Consider the following 23,644-nt stretch of genomic DNA (forward strand, 5'->3'; position numbering starts at 1 on the left):
CGCGGAGGGGCTTTTTTTATCTAGATGATGCCAAGTCGGCGGCGCTCCTCGTTAGATCTGATATGGGCTGCGCGAATAGGAACAGGGAGCCGGTACCGCGAGCAGAGCGCCAAGGTATACGCAATAGCACTCTCAAGATCGATTAAATGCCCCGGCGAGAGATATAACCGGCTTTACGCTTTTTCGTGTCCTTAGAATTGCGCCCACAGTCTCACCTGCCGGCGATTTCAATGGCCTCCAAGCGCCTTTATCGTCCCCAGGCTCTTCCAGCCTTACCCCAGAGGCGGCTCTTGGCACAACCCACCGAGGGAATCCCTAGGCGAAGACCCAGATGGAAGGCTATTCCCAGCCCCCGAGGATGATGCCCCTGGCCATCGAAAAAATAGGTCTGGTTTTTGTTTCAGCTTAAAAGGGCCCGCTCCAAAAGTGGACCCTCGAAAAACGAAAGCAGCCCTGGAACATAAGGAAACGAAATTTTCCCTCAACAAGCGATTCTTCCACACACTCAAGCTCGGGAAAGGAGAAAACCATGATGTCGGCCACGGCTCGCTTGCCAAAGCGAGGAGGGGGAGATATCGGCGCCAGATACTGTTCTCGGTGGGCTTATAGGGATTGGGAATTTCAATCGAATTCTGAGGTTTTCCTGAAGTTCTCGGGCCCTTTGGGCAGTAAGGTTCCACTCGTGCAGCAAAAGCCCTTTCGGGGTGTCGTTGCTCATCCGGAATTTGCAGAACTCCCGGTGGAGACGCTGCTTTCCTCAAGGTCTTCTTCCTGAATATCGTGGCCGAGAAGTTTTTTCATCTTGATGACTTGGTCAATTTGGCCGATGACGATGAAAACATTATCTTTCTCGACCACATATTCGGCCCCGGGATTATAAATATAGGACTCTGAGCCCAAGGACTTGACCGCCACGACGAGCAGACCCGTCTGTTTGGGGAAATCGATTTCTCTAAGTGTTTTCCCAACCCAATCCACGGCTTTTTCTATCACCCGTACCTCCTCGATACGAAGGGTCTTGTCTTGCCCGCGCAACATTGTATCGAGGAAGGAAACCACCGTCGGGCGTATTGCCTCAGAGGCCATTCGGAGGCCGCCGATGAAGTCTGCCATGACCGTTCCATTCGCACCCACGCGCTGAAACTTTTGAGCGCTCTCGCGTTCGTACACACATGAAATAATACGAACGGTAGTGCTCATCTCGCGTGCCGAGAGAACGACGAGAAGGTTTTCGCTATCAACGGAGAGCGCACTAATTAAACCCTGGGCATTTTCGATATTCGCCAGCGCCAGTGTTTGCTCTCTCGTGGGGTCGCCCTCGACCGTCAATATATCCTCATCAGGAAACATCGCCTTTAATTCGGACAAATCTTTGTCAACGACAACATGAGGCGTCTTCGTTTTTATAAGTTCCTCAAGCGCGTAGCGCCCCTCTCCCCGGTATCCACAGATAATAAAGTGATTTCGAAGTCGCTGAATTTTTTTCTGCATTTGACGGCCTCTCAGGTAGTCCAACAACTGGCCCTCGACCAGGAATGCGGTAAAAGTTCCCATTCCATACGCGAGTATCCCCATTCCGCTGAAAAGGAGGAGTATCGTGAAAATTCGGCCATTAGTGGTAAGGTCGCGTACTTCCCCATAGCCTACCGTGGTGAGAGATATGACGGTCATGTAGAGGGCGTCGAAAAAAGTCCATCCCTCGATCGACATATATCCAATGACGCCGGCGAGCAAAACCAGAACCAGCACCACAAAGGCAAAGAGGAGGCGCTTCCAAAGTGATTTCATCGTTTGAAAAATTCTCTTTTATCTAAAATAAATTCGTTTCAATCTAATATCATATCGTGAAACCATGATGATGGCACAGGCAAACACGAAGAAGCCGCCTAGTCTTGGTAAGTCTCGTCCAAAACTTCGCTGCGATGCACGCGGGGCTCGACACGGAGCACGGAATGAACGCCCTTAACGCCACGGGTTTTTTTCAGCACTTCGTTTAAGTGTGCCAAATCGTGCACCTGAACATCCAGGCGAATTCCAGCCTTATCTTCCTGGGATTCCGCCTCAATGCGAATAATATTGCTATTGCAACCGGCAATGGCCATGCTCATTCCAGCAAGTATCCCCGGGCGATCTACGGCCTCGACCAGAAGCGAGACCGTGTGCATTACATTTTTTTTCTCCTGCCCCCAAGAGACATCGACCAGCCGTTCGCTCTCAGCGAGGAGATCTTGGACACTCTGGCACTGTTCAAGATGAACCGTCACCCCTTTTCCGCGTGTGATGAAGCCCACGATTGGGTCCCCCGGTATCGGGTCGCAGCACTTTGCAAAGTGAATCAGGGTATCGTCCTGCCCCTTGAGAATAATCCCTGTGGGTGACTTGCCACCCACCCTATGGACAAAACGGCGAAGCGCCGATTTCTCACGCTTCTCCTGGCTTTGAACAAGCTCGTCGGGGATAAGGCAGCGAACAACATCTCGAGCCGAAAGACGACCGAATCCGATGTCAGCCAGGAGCTCGTCCTCGCCCGGCACTTCCAATGTCTCGGCGGCCTTACGGAGAGGCGCCTCTTTGATGAAATCGGCAGGATCGGCCCGAAATCGATTCAATTCGTGTTCGAGCAGCTCGCGGCCCAAATCCGTCGAACGCATGCGCTGCTCCTGGCGAACCCACATTTTTACCTGCTGCTTGGCTCGGGGCGTCACGATGGATTTTAACCACTCGCGATCCGGCGTCCGCTGGCTATTGGTAAGAATCTCCACCACATCACCATTCTCAAGCGGCCTGTTCAGGGGAACGATTCGACCGTTAATCTTCGCACCCACGCAATGATGTCCCACCTCGGAATGAATGGCGTAGGCAAAATCGACTGGCGTCGCGCCCCGAGAAAAACTTTTCACCTCGCTCATAGGAGTAAACACAAAAACCTCGTCCTGAAAGAGATTCAGACGCACAGAATCGACCAGATTCTTCGGATCCGACTCCTCGCTCAGGCTCTCCACAATTCGACGCAACCACTCGAATTTGTCGAAGCTCTCGTCCTCGGACTCCCCCTCCTCTTTATAGCGCCAGTGGGCGGCAATGCCCTCCTCGGACATCTGATGCATTTGCTTGGTTCTAATCTGAAATTCGATGCGCCGTCCTTTCGAGCCCATGACGGTCGTATGGAGCGATTGATAGAGGTTCGATTTAGGCAACGCTATATAGTCCTTGAAACGTCCCTGAATCGGCTTCCACATCGAGTGCAATATACCGAGAACGGCGTAGCAGTCTTTCAGATCCTCGACAACGATTCGAAGACCAGCGATATCGTAGACCTGGTGAAAATCGAGATTCTGCTCCCGCATTTTTCGGTAAATACTCGAATGGAGCTTGAAGCGTGCCGATACAGTAGCCTCAATCTCCGCCTCCTCAAGCGCCTTTCGAACAAGCTCTTGTCTTTCCTCTAGGTATAATTTCCTGTCCTCGTAGCCCTCTTGGAGCTTTTCGTCGATTTCCTGATATTCCGCAGCGTGAAGATGTCGAAAGGCCACATCCTCGAGTGCACCCTTTAACCAACCGATGCCCAGCCGGTTTGCGAGTGGTGCATAAATTTGAGCCGTCTCCCGAGCAATGCGCTCCCGCCTTTCGGGCGGTAGAAACTCAAGCGTCATGGCGTTGTGGAGACGGTCGGCTAGCTTGATCAAGATGACTCGGATGTCGTGCGACATTGCAACAAGCATCTTGCGATAGTTCTCGGCCTGTCTTGCCTGGGGGTTGGAATTATCGAGTTTAGCGAGTTTGGTGACGCCATCGACAAGTTCGCCCACATGGGTACCAAATAGCTCGACAATTTCGTCAATTGAGGCAGAAGTGTCCTCTACCGTGTCGTGAAGCATGCCGGCAGCAACGGTGTCGGGGTCTTGTCGCATAATGGCAAGGACACGAGAGACTTCAAGGGGATGCGAAATGTAGGGCTCGCCCGATACACGTGACTGCCCACGATGCACTTTCGCTGTGTAGATATACGCGCGGGTAATGAGATCCGAATGTCCCGGGGCGTATTCCTCCACCAGATCGACGATATCCATTATCCGGGCCGGTGGTAGGCCATTGAGTCTAGGAGGCATTCCCTCTCTCCTTTCACGCAAACATCAAATTGCGCGAACACCAAAGAGAAACGCTACCCGAGGGAGGGAGCAAGCGTCAACAAGGGGATTGGAAGTCATTGAGAAAAAACGGCCTCCCCATTTAGTGGGAGGCCGTAGAATTGAAATATATTCGTAAAAAATTGCTCTTTTTAATACGCCCTGAGTGGAGAGACCACAAAATCGTTCATAAGAGGGGCCATGTAATCCGACTCATCGTCATGGCGATTCACCACAACCGCACCCTTATTGCAAATTTCAACGCAGAGACGGCAACCGACACAGGTCGATTGATCCACTACGGCCACCTGGCTGTGATCGCGCTCAACAGTAGAGTCAGCCATGGTGATGCAATCAAACGGGCATATGTCCACACACCAGACACATCCGGTGCAATTCTCCTCAAGAACAAATGCCTTGGGCATCTCTTTGTGCTTAATATTCGTGATGCGGCTGCCACCTTTATCCTGAATCGACTCCACGGGACAGTATTTCCCGCATACTCCGCAATCGATGCAAAGAGTGGGCGTGATGACGTATATCTCCCTCCCCTTACCCTCAAAGCCTTGTGCCGTCACGGTGATCCCACTGTTGCCCTTAATCGCACCCGTGGGGCACACCGGCAAGCAGGCATCACATCCAATACAATCGTTAAAAATAAAATGTGGCATCCGGTTTTTAAATTCCTATTCAAACGGGCCGGAATCACTTGGCGGGAGGCACCTAGGCACCAAACCAAAGTACTAGACCAACTCAGTCATATATCTAAATTTCGCCTGAATTGTCAAGCGAATGAGGGCTCCGGAATCCATCGCTCACTGCCAGGCGACTTGCCCCACCCCCCTATTTTGGAGTAAATAAAGGAAAGCGAGAGTTTAATAAACGCCCAATTTTGAGTTTATCGAAAATCAGGAGGTTATCTCTGGTATGGAACAATTCATCCAGATTCTTATGAAGCCCGACAACATTCCAATCGCAATCATGGCTCCCTTGATTGCGTTCTTCGTTTGGCTGTCTATTTCGCAGGGATTAAGACATGACAAACTAAGCAAGGAAGGCAAAAAAGACGCAATTTACGATGAAATGATCCGATAGCAGGATTTTTATAAATATTTGGGTCGATGTGCCTAAATATTATTACGCGTTTTACCAATTGCAGTTGAGATTCTTTCGCTTACGGGACCTTTTTGACTGGCACCCGACAATACTAATCAACTTCCCACATGAATTCCGGACTCAAGCTATATGCTAGAAGTGATTGCTTTCGCTCTTATTATGGGATTCATCGCCATCTTCTTCGTCAAGAAGACTACCTCGAATATTGCTCTCGAAGAAGAATCAGAAAAAACCCAAAGCGACACAGAGATACAGACACTCCGAAAAATGGCGCCTCAGGCCTTCGAGCGAGCGGTCTTGAATCTTCTTGAGGACATGAACCTGAGAATAGTCGAAACCGTTTGGGTAAATAGCGAGGAGTTCGATATTCTCGCCCACAACCCCACGCCAATAATCGGCGGAGACTACCTCGTGCACGGAATACTCGTGCCTGAGGGGCAATTTGTGGATTCCATCCGAGTAATCGGCCTCTCGGACACAGTCCGTGCCGAGCGGGCGCTGAAAGGCATCCTAATCACAACGGGATTTTTCACCGAAGAGGTGAACAAATACACCGAGGGCGCACCGATGGAACTCATCAACGTATCAAAGTTCCGTGAAATCATGCGCTCCCGGAACCTCCCCTGGCCAGCCGGTTGAAATTTAATTTTTAAGTTTTCCTCCCCCCCCCTCTCAATAGTTCGCCTTCAATCGCCCAACTCCAATCCTCAAAATAAATTCATCAGACAGAACAAAAAAAGCCCCCTCAAACGAGGGAGCTTTTTCATATTCAAGAGGTCATTGTAATGTGCGGTTATGCGATCAGGAAATAGGTCGCCGCTCCCACACCTGTGAGAAGAACCAGCACCCACAAACCGCAGGCATCCCACCACAAATGTTTCTTGGGCCTACCCTCCTGGCTCATTCGGTTATCTCCTTAACTCAGATATTCAACCATGGAAGCACAAGCACGTACTTCACGTTAAATCCAATTCGCAAGATCATCTTCGCCACCATGCCCATCATCGTCACAAACAAGAAAGCTTTGAGCGCATAGCGAGTGAACCCGACGTTTACCAGTGTATCCCGGCGCCAGATGTACCAAATAGGAATTGTGGCGTACCAGGCAGCAATACAAAAGATACCGAAGGCAGCCTGGCTCCAATAGGTCCTGAAGCCGAACAGATACGGCAAATCAATGTTCGTTAAGGCAACCACCTTGTGCGGATCCCAATGCTCCCAGGGCATGAAGAAGTTCCAGCCCGGCCCGCGCATGAAAGTTCCCTGGATGACCAGCCAGACCCAGAGAACGAGAAAACCGAACAGGAAGGTAAGGATGGCAAATTTTCGATCTTTGAAAGTGTAGTAACCGTTTCCCCTGGGGTTTACATCAATGTAGGGAATGGCCATGAGGCCGACGATAATCAGCGTGGGCAACACCACCCCCGCCATCCAGGGGTCAAAGTAGACGAGCATCTCCTGGAGCCCCAGGAAGTACCACGGCGCCTTCGAGGGATTCGGGGTGACCGAGGGGTTTGCCGGCTCCTCAAGGGGCGCATCTATCGTAATGGACCAGACGGTGAGTAGAATCGTAATGATGATCGCACACATGAACTCAAGACGTGTCAGGTAGGGCCACACATGCACCTTGTCGTTGACCCGCTCCCAGCTTGTACGCGGGAAATCATCTACCGTACCGACAACCTTGTCTTCTTTCGCCACAATAATCGCCTTTTAAAAGCGGGCCTACAGGGGCCCCGAAATTCCGCCGTCTTTCCTGATTCGCCAGAAATGAACCATCATCAATATCGAGGCAACCAGGGGTATCACGATGCAATGGAGTACATAGAAGCGCAAAAGGGTCGGCGGCCCGACAATGGTACCGCCCAGAAGGGCCGAACGAGCGTCAAAGCGGGGGGTCACACCCACCATTTCACCAAAGGGCCCCTCACTCCCCAACAGAGGCGTTGCGCGGGCCATATTCGTTCCCACCGTCACCGCCCAGATGGAAAGCTGGTCCCAGGGAAGCAAATATCCAGTGAAACTGAGCAAAAGGGTGAGAGTCAAAAGCAGCACGCCGATAACCCAGTTGAACTCCCTGGGGGGCTTATACGAGCCCGTCATGAAGACGCGGAACATATGGAGCCAAACCGCAATAATCATTGCGTGAGCCGCCCAGCGGTGCATATTTCGCATGAACATACCAAAGGGCGCATCGAATTCAAGGAATTTCATGTCGAGATAGGCATATTCGCCTACCGGGCGGTAGTAGAACATTAGAATAACGCCGGTTATCGTCAGGTACAAAAAGAGAAGGAACGTGATGCCGCCCATGCACCAGGTGAAGCGGATACGGATGGCATGCCGGCGGATCTTCGTGGGATGAAGATGGAGCCAAAGATTATCCACCACCATCAGGACACGGTTCCTGGGTGTGTCCTCGTAGCCGTGGCGGAACATGGACCGCCAGATTTGCGAGTCCACTATACTTCGCTTCACGAGATCGAGATTGAAGCGCTCTTTCAATTTCGCCATCAAAACCTCCAGCACCCCGGCTAGGGGGAAACAGTCCTTACGAGTAATGGATCATACAAACAAATAGGCAGCAGGCTTGGTCCACTCTCCCCGCTCCTGGCGAAAGGCCTTGCCCCGATCCACTAGAATCCGACCATCTTCGGCCAACACAATTTTGTATCGATCAAGCGGCCGAGGGGCGGGGCCCTCAAAATTCACGCCGCTTCTCCTGAAACCGCTGCCGTGGCAGGGGCACTTGAATTTATTTTCATTGGCAAGCCAATTCGGTGTGCAGCCCAAGTGGGTGCATATCCCGCTAAGGGCGTAAAATCCCTTCTCCTCGCGAACGATCCAGACGCGGTGCGAGCTTAGATAGCGAGAGTCTACCGAGCCCACGGCATAGTCGTCGGGCCGCCCGGCCATGAAGGCCGATGCCGGCTCAAAGAGAACTCGCGGGAACATGAACCTGAGAAAACCCAGGAGACCTACCGTGATGCTCCCAAGGATTCCAACCCACCCGGAATAGTTCAAAAAGCGGCGGCGGTCCATGAAAGCCGGATTGGCCTTCACCTCCGCCTCATATTCAGCGGGCATCCTCACTTCCGGGGATTTAACTCTTGCGCTCATCCTTCCTCCAACTTTACGCGACGGGCCCCAGCTCTTTACCAACCCTGGCCAGCTTTCAACCCTAGCTCATTTCAAGCACCGGGGGACCTATCCGTTTTCGCATTATTCCTAAAATCGCATTGCCGAGGGGGGGCACGTGAAATCACCCGCAACTTCAACCACATTCACCTACATCCTCGCAAATGTAATTTACCAGTCTTGGGTTTCGGTATGCTACCTCGGATGGGCGATGTGCAGATAAAATCAAAGCTTTCCCAGATTAATTACGGGCACAGAGCCACGCTGTCAAGGGCGCTTGGCCATTTGCCGCTGATGCTTCGAGACGGCCTGGCCAATCTGTGCGGCGGCCTGGCCCAAAAGGCCCTTGAGGTTTCTCGCCATGGCATCAACGAAACCTCCCGGCGGCTTAGAGGCTGCCACCTCCCGGCGCGACAAGCGCCTCTGGAGCAAGACCTGCCCCGTGCGTCTATAAATTAGCGAAATCTCGATCTGGGCGTCTGCGAAATACTTATTTGAGATACCGTCCTCCTCAAATCGCTTGACGCGGCCCCGGACCAGATAATCGGACGGCACGCCACTGGCCGCCCTCACAACCTCTCGAAAACGCTTTGTCGCCAGAAGATGATCAATCATCCTGTCCGTGACAATTTCATCGGGCCGCGCGCCCCACCGCTCGTAGGGATAGAAGTTCACCTCGTAGGGCACCTTGCGGAACACGATTTTCTCGGTTCGGTAGACCGCATCGGACCTAAAATTATCCACGCCTACAACCACGGGAACTATAGGCCCTGCATTTATCGAGGTCGGCACAGAATAATCGACCACAAAATAGCGCGTCTCGGGCACCTTTTCTGCGCCCACACCACAGCCAGACAAGGCAAGGGGCGCGACCAATAGCACCAACACCATCCATAGCCCACCCCACCTGGCGCGTCTGATTCTTTCCAGAACACTCAACATGCTCTCATCCTCACTTATTAAAAGTTCGCGGAGCGGCCGGCGCACTCAATATCATCGACGAGGGCCGGTCCTTGATCGTCGCCGTGAAGTTGCTCAGGTTACTGGCCGTATCCCTCAGATCCGTAATTAAAATTTGAATGTCTTCCCGGTGGCTCGCCACCGTGTCGTCGAGCTGACTAAGAAGAGAGCGGGCCCGCCCCATAGCAACACGAAGCTCCTCGGCCGCTCCCTTTATTTTGCTACCCTTCTCCCCTCCCACCTGGAGGAGGATGTCATTCAAGCTGCTTGAGAGCTTGGTGAAATTCACGATGACCTTCCTCAAATCACCCTGATTCGTCACCAGGAAACCATCCACGCGGTTGGCTACCCCCTCGACGGCGCCAAGCGCATCACTGAGACTATCCCCGCCCTTTTTGAGCGCCGACTTAGCCTGAGAGCCTACACCTGAGATCTCACTGCGAACGGCTCCGCCAGAGGCCGCAATCTCTTTTTGCACTTCCTCGCGAATAATTCGAATCTCTGCCTTAAGCGCGCCAGTCAGTTCTCCAACCGCTTGCTCCCCTGTGGCAAAAACTTTTTCAAGACCCTCGCCCACCCGGTCGAACCTAGCCATCAACCTATCTGCCGTGGCCAAGCGCCCCTTAAGCTCTCCAACGAAACTCGAAGACTCCCCCGCCAGTTTTGTAAAAGAGTTCGCCGTCCGGTCAAGCGTGTCGATCGAGCCCCGAACCCTACCCAAAGTTTTTTGAAACTCTCCAATGGCGGGACCAATATTCTTTTCAAGCCGCGTTGCCGCCCCGCCGAGCGAGGCAAGGAATTTCGTGATGTTCTGCTCGTTCTTCTCGCTCAAAATATTTTCCAACCTCGCCACAGCCCGGTCGGTCGTTCCAAGGATCGAAGTAACTTTCTGGCGGGCAACCTGAACCAGCCCCTTCACATCGGAGAACACGAGTTTCGCCGTCTCATCAAGGCCCGATAGAACATTATTCACCCGCGAGGCGACACCCTGGGCCTCATTAATCACATCTTGAAAGCTCGCGGCCTCCTGCCCCCTAATAACCGATTCGGGCTTAACCATCGGCGAGGCTGGCGAGCCAAGTGATATCGAGAGGAACATCGAGCCCGTGATGCCAACCGAGGTGACTTGGACCTTGCTGTCCTTGCGAATTGGGGTGCCCGACTTCAATAGAATCACCGCCTCGGCCATTCGCGCATCGTCCGGCGAAATACCAACGCTCTCGACTCGTCCCACTTTAAGCCCGCCAAGGCGCACCAGGCTTCCGTTCTCGAGCCCCGCCACACTTCCGAACTGCACCCGATAGCGATCCTCGGATACGCTCAGACCCACCCCCATAAGCGAGACGATGAACAAGGCGAAAATACCGAGTCCCACAACGACAAAAATACCAACCTTCACTTCGTTACCTTTATTTCTAGGCATTTTAGTGCTCCGTGCCTCCACTCGCAGTCAAATAATCAAGATATTCATGCGGGTCAACCTTTTCCTCATCCGCATGGCGTTCAAAGAATTGCCTGATTTTCGGATGATCGACCTGCATGACTTCATCAAGTGGGCCCACAGCAGCCGTTTCTCCTTGAAAAAGCATGATCACCCGATCGGCAATCTTCTTGATACTCTCCATCTCATGGGTGACGACCACTATCGTCATCCCAAAAGTATCTCTTAGCCTGAGAATCAACTCATCGAGCCCGGCCCCCGCGATTGGGTCGAGCCCCGCCGAGGGTTCATCAAAAAAAAGCACCTCCGGGTCCATCGAAATCGCCCTAGCCAGCCCCGCCCGTTTTTTCATACCGCCCGACAATTGATCGGGCTTAAGATTCTCGAATCCCGCAAGGTCCACTAAGCCCAGTTTCATACGCACTTGAATCCCGATTGTCGCCTCGGGAAGATCAGTATACTCGCGCAAGGGCAAGGCTATATTCTCGCCGACCGTTAGCGAATTGAAAAGCGCGCCGCCTTGAAACAATACACCCATCTTTCGGCGGATAGGCTGCCATTCCTCCTCGCCCATCGTCGCCGTCTCGTGGCCGAGAATTTTAATCGATCCAGCCGAGGGTTTAAGTAAGCCAACGATATGGCGCAGCAACGTCGATTTGCCGCTACCACTACCTCCCAGAATGACAAAAATCTCCCCTTTGTGAACATCGAAGCTCACATCCTTGAGAATTTTCCGTGTGCCATAGTAGGTATCGAGGTTGCGCACCTCTATAACCACTTCTTCGGCATTCGGGGCTCCACCGCCAGGTGTCGCTAGCTGTGCCACGCGCTCTTGCTCCTATTCAATTGCATAGAAAAAAGCTGTGAATATCAAATTGGCAAAAATTATCAGAAATATCGACACCACCACCGAGTTCGTCGTCGAGCGCCCTACTCCCTCAGCGCCTCCCTCAACTTTAATACCTAGATAACAGCCCGTCATGGCAATAAGGAATCCAAAGACAAAACTCTTCGTCAGCCCGCGCATGACATCGCCCATATCGATTGCATCCATGGTGTGGCGGATATATTGCCACGATCCAAGATCCACCACCGTTATCGACAACAACCAGCCGCCGAGGATCCCCATGAAATCTGCCAGAAGCGTCAAGATTGGCACCGCGATCATCATAGCCATCACGCGGGGCACCATCAAAAACCGAACAGGATTGAGCCCCATCGTCGTCAGGGCATCGATCTCCTCTGCCATTTTCATGCTGCCGATCTCGGCAGCGAAAGCCGAACCACTTCTTCCCGCCACGATGATCGCCGTGAGGAGGGGGCCTAACTCTCGTGTCATCGAAAGCGCCACTGCATTCGCCACCAGAAGAAGCTGACCGAACTGTTTCAGGAGCGATGCGCTCTGGAGCGCTGAGATCATACCCACAAAAAAGTTAATAATGACGACGATAAAAACAGCTTCCCAGCCAACACGAACACCCTGCTCTAAGACGCTTTCCCACCGGGTACCACTTCGCTCCCGCTTCCAGGGAGCGATGAAAGCCCAGTAGAGCATATCTCGGGCGAGCACTCCCGCCTGGCGGACAGAGTCAATTGCGTGAAGGACTGTGCGCCCGAGGGCGGCAAGGGTCTCATCCCAGCCGGATGTATCCTGGTTTTCCGCCAATTTCTACAGCCCCTCTTTCGCCTGTTCCGCATCAGCGTATATATCGAACACGTCCGTCAGACGGGCAAGCTCAAACACCTGCTTCACTTTTTCAGAGAGCCCCGCGATTCGAAACTTCCCGCCGTAGGAGGTGGTCTCCTGGAGACCCTCAACGAGGGTCGCTATGCCCGAGCTGTCCATATAGCTGACCGCCTCGAGATCCACCACGATGGCGGGGACTTTATCCTTGACCAAGCCCATCAGACTGTCGCGCACGGTTGGAGAATTGGACATGTCCACTTCGCCCGACACCCGCACGAGGGAGCCGTTACCCAGATCCTGCGTTTCGATTTCCATTAAACCTATGCCCCCGATTCAGGTATTTTCTTCTCAAGAAAAAGGCGCGTTCCCTCCTCGCCACAATCCTCGAATTCCATACGGTCCATCACTTCTTGAATAAAATGAACGCCGAGCCCTCCAGGCCTCACATCGGCCAGCTCCCGGGATCGTACTTTCGACGGATCTACTTTTTTTCCGTAATCCTGAAGAACGAACAGTAGTTTATGGTTCTCAAGCTTTCCCTGACAAATAATTGGCTTGTCATAAACACCATCATAGCTGTGGCGAATGATGTTGGTACAGGCCTCATCAATGGCAAGCACCACCTTGCAGCTTTCGTTCTCGCTCAACCCCGCCATACTGCAAAGCGATTCGACCGAGGAGCGCACGATCTTCATGCACGCCGGATCGGATGGAACCTCGAGTCGAAATTGGCTCACCTTGCACCCGCCCAAGACATCGAGACCAGGGTCATATCGTCCGCCTGGGTAGCACCACGGCTGAATGACTCGACACATTCAAGCACATGAGAAAGAAGTTTCTTTGCTCCAACTCCTGCCTGAGAAGTATTAGGAAGCAGGTGTGGATCATACTGCTCGCCGTCCAGGTTTTCAGCCTCTACGATACCATCAGAGTAGTACAGTAGGGTATCAAAGGGCTCTAGTTTTATCTTCTCGGTCTTATAAACCGTGGTGCCTATCATACCCAGGGGCGGACCACTGGCCGCGCCCACCCAACGCGCTTCTCTATTCTTGCCCGCCAGCAACGGCGGCAATTGACCGGCATTGGCCAATTCGAGTTCTCCCTTTTCGAGATCCAGAATGCAGTAGACGAAAGTGACAAACATCCCCCGCATTTTTCCGGCAGCCAACGCCTTGTTTAAATCTGTCAAAATCTCTGCCGGCGCCGCCCCGGTGCCGCAACGCATCCGGAACTCGCTCACCACACGGGCCATATAGAGCGCCGCCGGCACGCCTTTTCCCGAGACATCGCCGAGGGCAAGACCAATTCGACCGTCTGCAAGAATTTCACAGGTATATAGGTCCCCGCCAACCTCCTGGGCCGAGCGGTTGAAGGCCTCCACCTCGAAGCGCTCTCCTGAATCTTTGGGAAGCTCCGCTGGCAGGAAGCTTCGTTGAATTTCGGCCGCCATCTTCATCTGCTGATCGAGAAGGCTCTGCTTGACCTCTTTTTCGTGGAGGCGCGCATTCTCGACGGCGACAGCGACCTGGCGGCAGAAAGTGGCAAAAATCTCGAGATCATGCTTTGTGAAGGGCCGGCCTGCCTTGTGGTTTAGCACTTCGCTTACGCCGACGATGCCGTCGTGGACAATCAGAGGGGCGGCCAGTATCGACTTCGTCACGAAACCGGTGGCTTGGTCCGCTTCTTGGAAAAAACGCTCGTCTTTGGAGACATCGGCCACCAGAAGAGGCTCTCCCGTATCAGCCACGGTGCCAGCGATACCCTGCCCTTTTTTGATTTGGAGGGTCTTGAGTTTCTCCATCCCAACACCACCGACGGAAATCTCGAATTCGAGGCACTCAAGTTCCTGGTTCCAAAGCATGATCGAGGCGGCCTCGGCCTCCATCATTTCCTTGGCCATTTTCATAACCCGGTTCATTACTTCTTTGAGATTTAGGCTAGAGGAGACGAGGACAGTGACGTCGATAAGGCGTGCAAGGTTGTTCACGCGCTCCCTGAGGTCCTCAAGCTCGCCAGTCGTGCTCGTCTCAACGGGCAAGTGAGGCTCCTTGAGATCGGCCCTTAGTGCGTCATCGGGCTCAAAGTGGTTGGAAGCCGTCATTGTGAGACCCTAAAGGGATAATCGTGCCATCGATTGCCATTCCAAAAAGGGCATAAGCGTATATTACCAGCAGATGGCTAGCGCTAAGTCCTCTTTATGAGATTGCGAAACAATACCACGTAAGTTATTGAATATACAATAATTATTACATGTACATATCAAACAACAACCAACCTGCACATCATCAACGCAGCATAAACATAAAGCAAAACATTCACTTTTACGAATATCTAGTTGATATCAAACCAGATATTGTCATAGCGTCACGTCCAATCACCGCACAATGAGAGGCAATGAGCGGCAAGCCCGGCAGCCCCCTCGAATGACTACAACCCGGCCCGACTACTACCCTTCACATCCCTATTCACAACGTTGATAGGCCATTCGCCCGAAAGCACACGGCGCACTTCATTGGGCGCCCCCTGCTGGAGCCCCTGCATAGCCTCGATGCTGTACCAAGCCGCATGAGGGTTAATAATGACATTGTCTCGGTCCCTCAGAGGATGGGGATTGGGAAGTGGCTCCGGGTCAGTCGTATCGAGGCCACAACCACCTATTTCACCAGCATCGAGAGCACGAACAAGCGCGTCAGTGTCGATAATGGGCCCTCTGGCACAATTAATAATGTAGGCAGTGCTTTTCATCACCTTGAACACATCGTCGTTGAGCATACCGCGAGTCTGCGGAATAAGCGGCGGATGGACTGACAGAAGATCTGCCTCCCTGAACAGCTCATCGTTCTCAACCTTTTTGGCTGGCACGTCGAACTGCCCCTCCTCGACAAACGGATCGGCAAAAATAACATTCATCCCAAAAGCAGCGCCCCGCTTTGCTACCTCACGAGCAATATTACCGAAACCCAGTAGGCCGAGCGTGCTACCCTCAAGTCTAAACATCGGTTTTCCAGCCATAACGTTCCACTCTCCGGCCCTAACCTGCCGGTCAAAGAATGCCACCCTGCGGGCACAAGCCAACATCAGCGCCATCGCGTGTTCGGCAACCTCCTGAATGCAATAAGTCGGGTTGTTAGTCACAATAATTCCAGCCTCGGTAGCGGCTTTGAGATCGATCGTGTCCACCCCGATTCCGTAGCGGGCGATAATCTTGCAGTTGGGCATCTGGCCCATATCCTCTGCGGTAATGGGACCCGCATAGGTGTTCAGGATGGCGTCACAATCGCCCGCTTCGAGCAAGAACTCCTTTGGTGTCTTCGTCTGGAGTGCAACCAGGGTAGCTAGGCCCTTGAGCGCCTCATTCTCTACATCGAGTGAATCCCAGACATAGTCCGTCAGAACAACTTTCGCATTGCCGGACATTTCCCACTCCTCCTTATTCGCCGCACTGGAGCGGCGTTAATGAATAATAATCCACAGTAATAAAGGATACCGAATTGGATGCTATCCCAGCCATCCAGGCGGATCAAGACGTTGAAATCCTTGACCCTTTATATCCATTATGTTACCAGCTTAGGGAAATTTCATATTGCTGGACATGAGGGCCCGTATGGCTACAACCCAGGACTTTAGACTATCACCCAATGAAAGCGTTCTTCTTATTGTAGACGTTCAAGAAAAATTGATGGCCGCCATGCCTGAGGCACCGCGCAATCGTACCTTAGACTCGGTTCACACTCTAATTGAGACAGCAAACCGCCTCGGCTTCCCGATTTTGGCCACCGAGCAATACCCTAGAGGGCTAGGTCCCACCGTGACTTCATTGGCAGAGTCAATCCCAAATTTCTCGCCTTTCGAAAAAATGACGTTCAGCTGCACGGGTGCAGGCAAATTCTTTTCCGACATAAAGGCCTTAGGTCGCTCAAAAATTATCCTCACCGGGTGCGAAACCCATGTATGCTGTTATCAGACAGCGCTAGACCTAATGGAAAATGGATTCATCGTACACGCCGTAGCTGACGCGCTGTGCTCACGGCAAAAACTTAACTGGCGGAACGCCCTCAAAGCGCTTGAGCGAGCTGGAGCAATTCCAGCTACGACCGAGCAGGTGCTCTTCGACCTTCTCAAAGTCGCTGGCACAGAGGACTTCAAGTCCCTCTCACGCCTGATAAAATAAACTTCGCGCCTGCAAGAGAAAGATTTGAAGATGCCTACTTCTCAATTCAAAAAACTACGAGTTGGTGTTCTCTTCGGCGGTCGCTCTGCTGAGCACGAGGTAAGCCTAGCCTCAGGGCGGGCTATCATGTCCAACCTAGACCAGAGCCGCTACGAGATAGTACCCATCCTCATCACCCTAGAGGGGAGCTGGCGCATATTGCCAAAACCTGAGGCGGAACCAGAAGAAGGCAGTGAGGTCTTCTTCCCTCCCGTGCCAGGCAAAAACACCCTACTCTTCCCCGAAGGAGGTGAAGCCGGGATAATAGATGTATTCTTTCCCATAATTCACGGAACCTTCGGCGAGGACGGCACCCTTCAGGGCCTGCTAGAGATGGCGGGTGCAGCCTTCGTCGGCCCAGGCTGTCTATCTTCTGCTGTCTCGATGGATAAAACGGCTGCCAAAGCGTTGCTACGTGCCGCTGGGCTCCCTGTCTTGCCCTCCTTAAACATTATCCAAAGCCGCTGGGAGGTCGATCGAGCTGGCATCATCGACGATGCCAGCTCAGACATCGGCTTTCCCCTGTTCGTAAAGCCAGCCTCCACGGGCAGTAGCGTGGGTATCCACCGCGTCGAATCGGCAAAGGAATTCACTGCCGCCGTCGACAATGCCTTCTCGTACGACTTCAAGGTGCTAATTGAGGAAGAGGCCAAAGGGCGTGAGCTTGAGTGTGCCGTTATCGAAGATCCAAGTGGCGGACCACCACTTGCCAGTCCTCTAGCTGAGATTCGCCCATTGAAAGGCTGGTACGACTACGAGGCGAAATACACACTGGGCAAAACCGAGGTAATTATCCCGGCCGACATATCGGGCGGCGCGAAAGGAAAGATGCAGGAGATCGCTCGGACCGCTTTTGGGGCACTAGGATGCTCAGGGCTGGCGCGAGTGGATTTCTTCTTCCGTGAAACGAGAGGCGAGATATATATCAATGAATTGAATACTCTACCAGGCTTCACCGAGTTAAGTGGCTATCCCAAGATGATCGCCAAGGCAGGCATCGACTATTCATCCATGCTTGATCGGCTCATCGAGTGCGCACTCGCGAGGCAGGCGCGAACCAACAAGCGCCTTTATAGAAAGACAGATAACCTCTCCTAATCATTGAACAGGAAGCGCACGTAAATACCCCCCAGCTACACTGTTCACCAGCGGCTTTATTCTGCATTTCTTCAACCAGGGATAAATCTACCCAAACTAAATGAAGAGACTCCCATAGTTCTGAGCAAACTTGTCTCATTTTCGAAGAAATGGAGGGTGAAATATACCAACTTACTCCCTGCACTCAGAGCAAAAAAAGGAGCTATACATACCCGGAGATCTACATTTCAATTCCAGTGGTCAATAACTGGCGGGAAATGCCTTATGCAAACCACTAAAAGACGACCTACGAAATCAGCTTATAATGACCGCAACATGTCGCACCTGAAATATTTCTAAATGTATTTCCCTAACATCAAAATGTGTTCCGCCAAGAACATTTTCCTCTACAAAAACCTTGTCAGCATGGACCTAGCGATCGTTATCCAAACACAGCAGGATTAACGAGATTGATTGGACGCTCCCCGGCAAGGGCGAGGCGAATGTTCTCGGCTGTGCGCTCAAGAGCTGCGGCATCAGTCTCGCGGGTGCGCGAGGCGTGGTGGGGGCTAATGAGTACGTTGTTGAATTTACGAAGAGGGTGATCCAAGGGAAAAGGCTCTGGATCGATTACGTCGAGCCCGAAGCCAGATATAAGGCCTTCTCTTGCAGAGGCAAGAATGTCGTCCGTGACAACCACAGACCCACGAGCCATGTTGATGAGAAATGCCTCTTTTCTCATCTTTGATATAGCGCCGTAGTTGATCATACCCTGCGTCTCACTATTCAGCGGTACACACAAGACCAGATAATCCACCTGGGGGAGCAGTTCGTCGAAGGAGCAGAACTCAAGCGCCACACCTGGTACCCGTGAAGGGTCGGGAGTCCGCGTATTGACGAGAACCTTCATGCCAAACCCATCGGCCATACGGGCAAGATGTCCACCAATGTCACCCAGTCCGACAATTCCGATGACCTTACCGCCCAACTGGAGCATAGGTGTAGTCTCCCACTCGGGCTTGCCTTTGAGCCATCCGTTTCGTGATAGCCATAGCATGTGAAAAAATGCATATTCGGCCACGGCACGCCCCCGCACCCCTTCTGCGTTACAGGCCATAACACCCCGTTTGGTTGCTGCTGCTACGTCAATGTTGTTATAGCCAGCGCCGGGCTTAGCCACGACCTTGAGTGAGGGCCCACAAACGTCCATCATCTCAGCGGTAAATGGGTCAAAGCAGGTGACAATACCCTCGGCGCCAGGAAGATAAGGTTTCATTTCATCGAATGAATAGCCCTTGGGCCACACAACTTCGTAAGGGGCCCCAAACCACTCGGGTCCACAATCCCAGTGTTCAATTCGCGAAAAAATAGGATCTGCGATAACTATTTTTGGCACAAAATATTCCTACCTTCATTACAATCCGAACAAGCAAAAAAGAGAGGTCAATTCTAGTCGGCCAAAATTTCTTCCATCGAAACTGCGCGGCCCTCGGCATGACTCTTCAGCATAGCCTGCATAACACCTAGGGCACGCAGCCCATTCGTACCGTTGACCTCAGGATCCCCACCCTCGCGGATAGAGCGTCGAAGGTCGCTAAACTGCTCGGCGTTGCCTAGGTCGCGTCCGTTCCAGAATCCGTAGCCGATGTCGAGTACCTCGGCGTCAGCCATGCCGTCCTCGAATTTCTGGAAGGTTGGCGCCCCGCCACTTGAAAAGCTTAGCGCACCTTTACTGCCCTCAATACTTCCTATGAAGCGAAATGGCGCGGTGTAGCTCCCCGAAAGGATACCGACCATCCCGTTTTTGAAGTGAAGGACCCCTCCTGCCGCGTCGTCGGTCTTAGAGGGTCCGCCCACCTTGCCGCAGACCGCATGGATTGTATCAATTTCGCCAAAGAGCCCCTCCATGAGATCGGCTAAGTGAATAGTGTAGCTGTAGAGAGGGCCTCCTGGATTCTCCACCGGGTCCCAGCGTGGACTCCCCTCCCCGGCAGTGAGGCCAAGAGGACCCGAAAAATTCACCGACGCCAGACTGACAGTTCCTAAATCTCCGGCGTCTATCATTTTCTTGGCGCGACGAAACATGGGCCATCGCCTAAAATTCTGACCAATGCCGAGTTTGACACCAGCCGTCTCACAGACACTGATCATCTCCTTGCAGTCTGCGATGGAAAAAGACATCGGCTTTTCGAGATGAATGTGCTTACCCGCCTCCGCCGCCGCAAGCGTATGTGCCTTGTGCACTCCGTTCGCCGAGGCAATGACGACCGCCTCGGAATCGGGGTCGGCAAGGAGCGCTTCAAGTGAATCATAATTTTTGCACGAGAATTTTTCTGCGAATTTCGCGCGCGTACCCGCTGTTCGGGAATATCCACCCACCACTTCCGCCACACCCGAAGCCACCGCAGCATCAGCAAGAACATCACCCCACCAACCAAGACCGATAAAAGCCACTTTCAATGAATCAGAATTGTCCATGGATATCCTCTCCAAAAAGAACAGCGAGAAAATTTTAGACCCACCCGATTAATGGCGGAGTAGAAAGAATTAATTTTATTGCGAAGAAAATACCACCAAAGGCGGAATTAGCTGATTATCTTGAGTTCAGGCACACTGAAAGGTGCCGATGAGTTGTGGATAGCAACCTGAAGAGCTACTTTTCTCGCAGCCTCACGGAAAGCGACCGCCACTGCACTCTCGGGATCACTCACCACGACAGGCTCGCCACGATCGCCTCCCAAACGAACCTTTATGTCGAGCGGCACGGCCCCCAAAAAAGGAACTTCGTAGCGCGACGCAGCCTTCTCGCCGCCGCCGTTGTCGAATATTTCTTCTCGGCGTCCACAGCCAGGGCACTCATAATAGCTCATATTCTCGATGATCCCCAGAATCGGCACGTCCGTCTTGCGGAACATCTGCAGTCCCTTACGTGCATCGAGCAAAGCAATATCCTGGGGCGTCGTGACAATAACTGCGCCAGCCAACGAGACCTGTTGTACGATCGTAAGCTGAGCATCACCTGTTCCTGGGGGAAGGTCGAGAATAAGATAGTCGAGATCCTCCCATTTCGTCTCGCCCAAGAATTGGACCAGTGCCTTCATCACCATCGGCCCCCGCCAAATGACAGGACTATCCTCTTCGACCAGAAACCCCATCGACATCACCTGCACACCATGGCCCACAAGCGGAAAAATACGGTTGTTCTCATCGGACATAGGCTTCTCACCGGCAATACCAAGCATTTGAGGCTGACTGGGCCCGTATATGTCGGCATCGAGTATACCTACGCGGGCACCCTCGCCCACGAGCGAGAGCGCAAGATTTGAAGCAACTGTAGACTTACCCACTCCACCCTTTCCACTCGCGACAGCGACAATATTCTTGACACCATCGACCGACATCTTCCCCTGTGCCGTGGGTCTAGCAGTCACATGGCTATCGAGGCGCACGTTTACCGTGACCACGCCATCGAGCGTACCCACAGCCATCCGACACTCATCCATGAATTGTTCCTTGCGGGGGTGGGCTGGTGTCGTGAGTTCCAGCGTGAACGCCACAGCGTCGCCACAAATTTGAACATCCTTAATCATATTGAGGCTAACCACATCCTTACCCAGATCCGGGTCCTTCACCTTCTTGAGTGCCTCAAGTACCTGCTCGCTCGTCACTTCTGTCATCGAATCGACTCCCATTGTGCGTTGCCGCACATGCATAACTAGCTAAAATCGGAATGTTTGGATGCTCCTGTCCCGCCTTTTATTGCATTGTTCTTATCATTTCAACAACCCATCTTATGGCTCGCTTTTCTAGACTGTCAATCTATCGTCAAACCAAACAAAAGACCCGCCCGACTTTTATTTACGCAATTACTCCCAATACAGTTGACGGCCCCACACGCCAGGACTAAAAGTAGGTTTGAACTTCCCGCATACATTGGGGAAGTTCCAGTATTCGACATATCCAGCATTTATCAATTAAGTAGAGGGGAGCCAAAAAAAGTGGACATTATCGTTTGCGTCAAGCAGGTCCTCGACCACGACATCCCGCCAAGGGATTTCAAGGTAGATGAGGAAAATTTATCCGTCGTTCCACCTGCGAATGTTTCGCCCATCATCAGCAACTTCGATGAATACGCCATAGAGGAGGCCATCCTCCTCAAGGAGGCCCACGGCGGCAAAATCACCGTCCTCACTGTCGGGGGAGATAGCGCCAAGGATCTTCTCAAAAAATGCCTTGCCATGGGCTGTGATGAGGCAATCCTGCTTCAAGATGAGGCTTTTGAGAATTCAGACTCTTTTGGCGTCGCTCGCATCCTTGCAGGCGCCATCAAGAAAATTGGCACCTTCGACATCCTCCTCTGCGGGCGTATCAGCAGCGACTGGAGCCAAGGTGCCACATCTATCGCGCTAGCTGAAGCCCTCGACATCCCAAGCGCCTCACAGCTCATCAAGATAGAAGTGAACGGCGACACCCTTCGCTGCGACCGCGTCCTCGAAGACGGAGAAGAAGTTGTCGAAATCACGACCCCCTGCCTCCTTACGGCAAGTAATGAAATTAACAACCCACGACTGCCTTCGGTCAAGGGAATACTCATGGCTTCGCGCAAGCAGATTCCAATATGGGGTTTGAGCGATGTGGATGTAGACGCCACCACGGTCGGATCTACCGGATCGACACTTGAACTAACTCGCCTCTACAAGCCTGATCTGAGCGGCAACTGTGAATTTATTGAAGCTGACTCGCTTGAGGAAGCCGCCGACAAACTCGGCGACCGTCTTCGCGAAGACAAAATAATCTAGAACACAAGGGAGATAACAATTCATGTCGAATGACGTTCTGATATTAGCTGAAAGAATCAATGATCGAATTTCCTTGGTGAGTAGCGAGCTCTGTAATATCGGAAAAAATCTTGCGAACGAGAATGGCGGCTCACTCGTCGCGCTCCTTCTCGGCGGCGAGGGCACGAAAGATCTCGCTAAAGGACTCATCGCCCTTGGAGCAGACAAGGTCATCGCTGCCGAAGCCAATATCCTAGAGGGATACAACAACGCCGCATACACCCAGGTTGTGGACACGGCCTACAAAGAAGTATCACCCTCCATTTTCCTAACGGGCTGCACATCAATCGGACGTGACATTGCCCCTCGAATCGCCTTTCGGAACAACACGAGCTTCGCTAACGACTGCACCGAACTCTCCTTGGAGGATGGCAAGCTCTCGGCGGTGCGTCCTGTTTACGCAGGCAACGCCATGAGCCACGTACGGTCCAAGACAGAAACAGCTACCGCCACCATTCGCATGAAAGCGTTTGCTCTTGCCGATGAGGACGAAGGCCGGAGCGGTGAGATGGGTGAAATTGCCGTCTCTGTCGAAGAGGGGGACTTAAAGACAAGCTATGTCGAAACCAGACAAGTTGAGTCTGAAGGCGTTCGTCTTGAGGATGCCGAATATGTCGTAAGTGGCGGACGGGGATTGGGAGGACCTGAAAACTTCGAACAGCTTGAAAAACTTGCCAAGCTCCTCAAGGCCGCTGTGGGAGCAAGCAGGGCTGCTGTTGATGCAGGCTGGGCCCCCACACACATGCAAGTAGGACAAACAGGCAAGATCGTAAGCCCGATGCTCTACGTCGCGGTGGGCATCTCGGGTGCGATGCAGCACATGGTCGGCGCTGGGCCAAGTAAGAACATCGTCGCCATCAACACTGATCCGGATGCACCAATTTTCCAGAGGGCGCGATACGGCATTGTGGGCGACTACAAAAAAGTCATCCCTGCGCTAACCGAGAAATTCGAAAAATTACTTGAGAACTAAAACTAGACATTCTAATTTTCCAAAATAAACAAAAGTCCCCGAAGTCACATGGCCTCGGGGGCTTTTGTTGTTCATGC

At 52.6% G+C, this 23,644-nt stretch carries 23 protein-coding genes and 2 pseudogenes; 6 read left to right on the forward strand and 19 right to left on the reverse strand.

The annotated features are described in order from the left end of the window. Window positions 1–20: 20 nt before the first annotated feature. The 5 genes and pseudogenes from HOJ95_18185 to HOJ95_18205 all read right to left on the reverse strand — a co-directional run bounded on the left by HOJ95_18185 (window position 21) and on the right by HOJ95_18205 (window position 4,798). Window positions 21–297: pseudogene (locus tag HOJ95_18185) on the reverse strand (hypothetical protein). Continuing rightward, a pseudogene (locus HOJ95_18190) lies at window positions 248–394 on the reverse strand (hypothetical protein). The pseudogenes HOJ95_18185 and HOJ95_18190 overlap by 50 nt, the downstream one beginning before the upstream one ends. 320 nt (window positions 395–714) lie before the next feature. Further along, on the reverse strand, window positions 715–1,788 hold the full coding sequence (locus HOJ95_18195) for a potassium channel protein (GenBank protein MBT6396625.1): 1,074 nt from the start codon (window positions 1,786–1,788) through the stop codon (window positions 715–717). A 98-nt stretch (window positions 1,789–1,886) separates the two neighbouring features. After that, the gene (locus tag HOJ95_18200; GenBank protein MBT6396626.1) at window positions 1,887–4,109 is read right to left on the reverse strand and encodes a bifunctional (p)ppGpp synthetase/guanosine-3',5'-bis(diphosphate) 3'-pyrophosphohydrolase; all 2,223 of its coding nucleotides are present in this window, start codon (window positions 4,107–4,109) and stop codon (window positions 1,887–1,889) included. A gap of 170 nt (window positions 4,110–4,279) precedes the next feature. Then, a complete protein-coding gene (locus HOJ95_18205) occupies window positions 4,280–4,798 on the reverse strand; it encodes a 4Fe-4S binding protein (GenBank protein MBT6396627.1) in 519 nt (172 codons plus the stop codon). A gap of 256 nt (window positions 4,799–5,054) precedes the next feature. Here HOJ95_18205 and HOJ95_18210 point away from each other — a divergent pair, with 256 nt between their 5' ends. Both HOJ95_18210 and HOJ95_18215 read left to right on the forward strand, forming a co-directional pair. After that, the gene (locus HOJ95_18210; GenBank protein MBT6396628.1) at window positions 5,055–5,222 is read left to right on the forward strand and encodes a hypothetical protein; all 168 of its coding nucleotides are present in this window, start codon (window positions 5,055–5,057) and stop codon (window positions 5,220–5,222) included. Window positions 5,223–5,372: 150 nt separating this feature from the next. After that, window positions 5,373–5,882, forward strand: coding sequence for a hypothetical protein (locus HOJ95_18215; protein MBT6396629.1), 510 nt, complete (start codon window positions 5,373–5,375; stop codon window positions 5,880–5,882). Between the two features lie 282 nt (window positions 5,883–6,164). Here the strand turns inward: HOJ95_18215 and HOJ95_18220 are convergent, their stop codons facing one another. The 11 genes from HOJ95_18220 to HOJ95_18270 all read right to left on the reverse strand — a co-directional run bounded on the left by HOJ95_18220 (window position 6,165) and on the right by HOJ95_18270 (window position 15,886). After that, entirely contained in the window at window positions 6,165–6,833 is a 669-nt protein-coding gene (locus HOJ95_18220) for a cytochrome C (protein MBT6396630.1), read from the reverse strand. Window positions 6,834–6,968: 135 nt separating this feature from the next. Continuing rightward, window positions 6,969–7,757: a DUF4405 domain-containing protein gene (locus tag HOJ95_18225; GenBank protein ID MBT6396631.1), complete on the reverse strand. Its 789-nt coding sequence runs from the start codon at window positions 7,755–7,757 to the stop codon at window positions 6,969–6,971. 51 nt (window positions 7,758–7,808) lie between these two features. Then, entirely contained in the window at window positions 7,809–8,285 is a 477-nt protein-coding gene (locus HOJ95_18230) for a ubiquinol-cytochrome c reductase iron-sulfur subunit (GenBank protein MBT6396632.1), read from the reverse strand. Window positions 8,286–8,648: 363 nt separating this feature from the next. Next, window positions 8,649–9,323, reverse strand: a complete 675-nt coding sequence (locus HOJ95_18235) for a hypothetical protein (protein ID MBT6396633.1) — start codon at window positions 9,321–9,323, stop codon at window positions 8,649–8,651. 10 nt (window positions 9,324–9,333) lie between these two features. Then, window positions 9,334–10,764 (reverse strand): MCE family protein, encoded by a 1,431-nt coding sequence (locus HOJ95_18240; GenBank protein MBT6396634.1) that lies wholly within the window; start codon window positions 10,762–10,764, stop codon window positions 9,334–9,336. Window position 10,765: 1 nt separating this feature from the next. Next, entirely contained in the window at window positions 10,766–11,608 is an 843-nt protein-coding gene (locus HOJ95_18245) for an ABC transporter ATP-binding protein (GenBank protein ID MBT6396635.1), read from the reverse strand. Between the two features lie 12 nt (window positions 11,609–11,620). Next, window positions 11,621–12,448 carry an ABC transporter permease gene (locus HOJ95_18250; protein ID MBT6396636.1) on the reverse strand — a complete coding sequence of 276 codons (828 nt, stop codon included), beginning with the start codon at window positions 12,446–12,448 and terminating at the stop codon, window positions 11,621–11,623. 3 nt (window positions 12,449–12,451) lie between these two features. Continuing rightward, complete coding sequence (locus HOJ95_18255) at window positions 12,452–12,784, reverse strand: STAS domain-containing protein (protein MBT6396637.1); 333 nt, start codon at window positions 12,782–12,784, stop codon at window positions 12,452–12,454. A 5-nt stretch (window positions 12,785–12,789) separates the two neighbouring features. After that, window positions 12,790–13,206 (reverse strand): ATP-binding protein, encoded by a 417-nt coding sequence (locus tag HOJ95_18260; GenBank protein MBT6396638.1) that lies wholly within the window; start codon window positions 13,204–13,206, stop codon window positions 12,790–12,792. Beyond that, entirely contained in the window at window positions 13,203–14,570 is a 1,368-nt protein-coding gene (locus HOJ95_18265) for a SpoIIE family protein phosphatase (GenBank protein MBT6396639.1), read from the reverse strand. The genes HOJ95_18260 and HOJ95_18265 overlap by 4 nt, the downstream gene beginning before the upstream one ends. A gap of 326 nt (window positions 14,571–14,896) precedes the next feature. Beyond that, window positions 14,897–15,886 (reverse strand): C-terminal binding protein, encoded by a 990-nt coding sequence (locus HOJ95_18270; GenBank protein MBT6396640.1) that lies wholly within the window; start codon window positions 15,884–15,886, stop codon window positions 14,897–14,899. A 187-nt stretch (window positions 15,887–16,073) separates the two neighbouring features. On the opposite strand from HOJ95_18270, the gene HOJ95_18275 reads away from it, so the two are divergent. Both HOJ95_18275 and HOJ95_18280 read left to right on the forward strand, forming a co-directional pair. Next, on the forward strand, window positions 16,074–16,640 hold the full coding sequence (locus HOJ95_18275) for an isochorismatase family protein (GenBank protein ID MBT6396641.1): 567 nt from the start codon (window positions 16,074–16,076) through the stop codon (window positions 16,638–16,640). 30 nt (window positions 16,641–16,670) lie between these two features. Continuing rightward, window positions 16,671–17,777: a D-alanine--D-alanine ligase gene (locus HOJ95_18280; protein ID MBT6396642.1), complete on the forward strand. Its 1,107-nt coding sequence runs from the start codon at window positions 16,671–16,673 to the stop codon at window positions 17,775–17,777. Window positions 17,778–18,198: 421 nt separating this feature from the next. Here HOJ95_18280 and HOJ95_18285 read toward each other — a convergent pair whose 3' ends face one another. From HOJ95_18285 to apbC, 3 genes are all read right to left on the reverse strand, one after another. Beyond that, window positions 18,199–19,152: a hypothetical protein gene (locus HOJ95_18285; protein ID MBT6396643.1), complete on the reverse strand. Its 954-nt coding sequence runs from the start codon at window positions 19,150–19,152 to the stop codon at window positions 18,199–18,201. A gap of 53 nt (window positions 19,153–19,205) precedes the next feature. Next, window positions 19,206–20,234, reverse strand: coding sequence for a Gfo/Idh/MocA family oxidoreductase (locus HOJ95_18290; GenBank protein MBT6396644.1), 1,029 nt, complete (start codon window positions 20,232–20,234; stop codon window positions 19,206–19,208). A gap of 107 nt (window positions 20,235–20,341) precedes the next feature. Then, window positions 20,342–21,433, reverse strand: coding sequence for an iron-sulfur cluster carrier protein ApbC (apbC, locus tag HOJ95_18295; GenBank protein ID MBT6396645.1), 1,092 nt, complete (start codon window positions 21,431–21,433; stop codon window positions 20,342–20,344). 321 nt (window positions 21,434–21,754) lie between these two features. Between apbC and HOJ95_18300 the strand changes: the two genes are divergently transcribed. Continuing rightward, window positions 21,755–22,555 (forward strand): electron transfer flavoprotein subunit beta/FixA family protein, encoded by an 801-nt coding sequence (locus HOJ95_18300; protein MBT6396646.1) that lies wholly within the window; start codon window positions 21,755–21,757, stop codon window positions 22,553–22,555. A gap of 22 nt (window positions 22,556–22,577) precedes the next feature. Beyond that, the gene (locus tag HOJ95_18305) at window positions 22,578–23,567 is read left to right on the forward strand and encodes an electron transfer flavoprotein subunit alpha/FixB family protein (protein MBT6396647.1); all 990 of its coding nucleotides are present in this window, start codon (window positions 22,578–22,580) and stop codon (window positions 23,565–23,567) included. Window positions 23,568–23,644 lie beyond the last annotated feature (77 nt).

The sequence above is a fragment of the Nitrospinaceae bacterium genome (genome assembly GCA_018669005.1).
Lineage (GTDB): Bacteria > UBA8248 > UBA8248 > UBA8248 > UBA8248 > UBA8248.

Excerpts from the sequence above, each read along its gene's own strand:
- HOJ95_18195 (MBT6396625.1), bottom strand. The coding sequence starts at position 1,788 with ATGAAATCACTTTGGAAGCGCCTCCTCTTTGCCTTTGTGGTGCTGGTT.
- HOJ95_18200 (MBT6396626.1), bottom strand. The coding sequence starts at position 4,109 with ATGCCTCCTAGACTCAATGGCCTACCACCGGCCCGGATAATGGATATC.
- HOJ95_18205 (MBT6396627.1), bottom strand. The coding sequence starts at position 4,798 with ATGCCACATTTTATTTTTAACGATTGTATTGGATGTGATGCCTGCTTG.
- HOJ95_18210 (MBT6396628.1), top strand. The coding sequence starts at position 5,055 with ATGGAACAATTCATCCAGATTCTTATGAAGCCCGACAACATTCCAATC.
- HOJ95_18215 (MBT6396629.1), top strand. The coding sequence starts at position 5,373 with ATGCTAGAAGTGATTGCTTTCGCTCTTATTATGGGATTCATCGCCATC.
- HOJ95_18220 (MBT6396630.1), bottom strand. The coding sequence starts at position 6,833 with ATGTGTGCGATCATCATTACGATTCTACTCACCGTCTGGTCCATTACG.
- HOJ95_18225 (MBT6396631.1), bottom strand. The coding sequence starts at position 7,757 with ATGGCGAAATTGAAAGAGCGCTTCAATCTCGATCTCGTGAAGCGAAGT.
- HOJ95_18230 (MBT6396632.1), bottom strand. The coding sequence starts at position 8,285 with ATGGACCGCCGCCGCTTTTTGAACTATTCCGGGTGGGTTGGAATCCTT.
- HOJ95_18235 (MBT6396633.1), bottom strand. The coding sequence starts at position 9,323 with ATGTTGAGTGTTCTGGAAAGAATCAGACGCGCCAGGTGGGGTGGGCTA.
- HOJ95_18240 (MBT6396634.1), bottom strand. The coding sequence starts at position 10,764 with ATGCCTAGAAATAAAGGTAACGAAGTGAAGGTTGGTATTTTTGTCGTT.
- HOJ95_18255 (MBT6396637.1), bottom strand. The coding sequence starts at position 12,784 with ATGGAAATCGAAACGCAGGATCTGGGTAACGGCTCCCTCGTGCGGGTG.
- HOJ95_18265 (MBT6396639.1), bottom strand. The coding sequence starts at position 14,570 with ATGACGGCTTCCAACCACTTTGAGCCCGATGACGCACTAAGGGCCGAT.
- HOJ95_18270 (MBT6396640.1), bottom strand. The coding sequence starts at position 15,886 with ATGTCCGGCAATGCGAAAGTTGTTCTGACGGACTATGTCTGGGATTCA.
- HOJ95_18275 (MBT6396641.1), top strand. The coding sequence starts at position 16,074 with ATGGCTACAACCCAGGACTTTAGACTATCACCCAATGAAAGCGTTCTT.
- HOJ95_18280 (MBT6396642.1), top strand. The coding sequence starts at position 16,671 with ATGCCTACTTCTCAATTCAAAAAACTACGAGTTGGTGTTCTCTTCGGC.
- HOJ95_18290 (MBT6396644.1), bottom strand. The coding sequence starts at position 20,234 with ATGGACAATTCTGATTCATTGAAAGTGGCTTTTATCGGTCTTGGTTGG.
- apbC (MBT6396645.1), bottom strand. The coding sequence starts at position 21,433 with ATGACAGAAGTGACGAGCGAGCAGGTACTTGAGGCACTCAAGAAGGTG.
- HOJ95_18305 (MBT6396647.1), top strand. The coding sequence starts at position 22,578 with ATGTCGAATGACGTTCTGATATTAGCTGAAAGAATCAATGATCGAATT.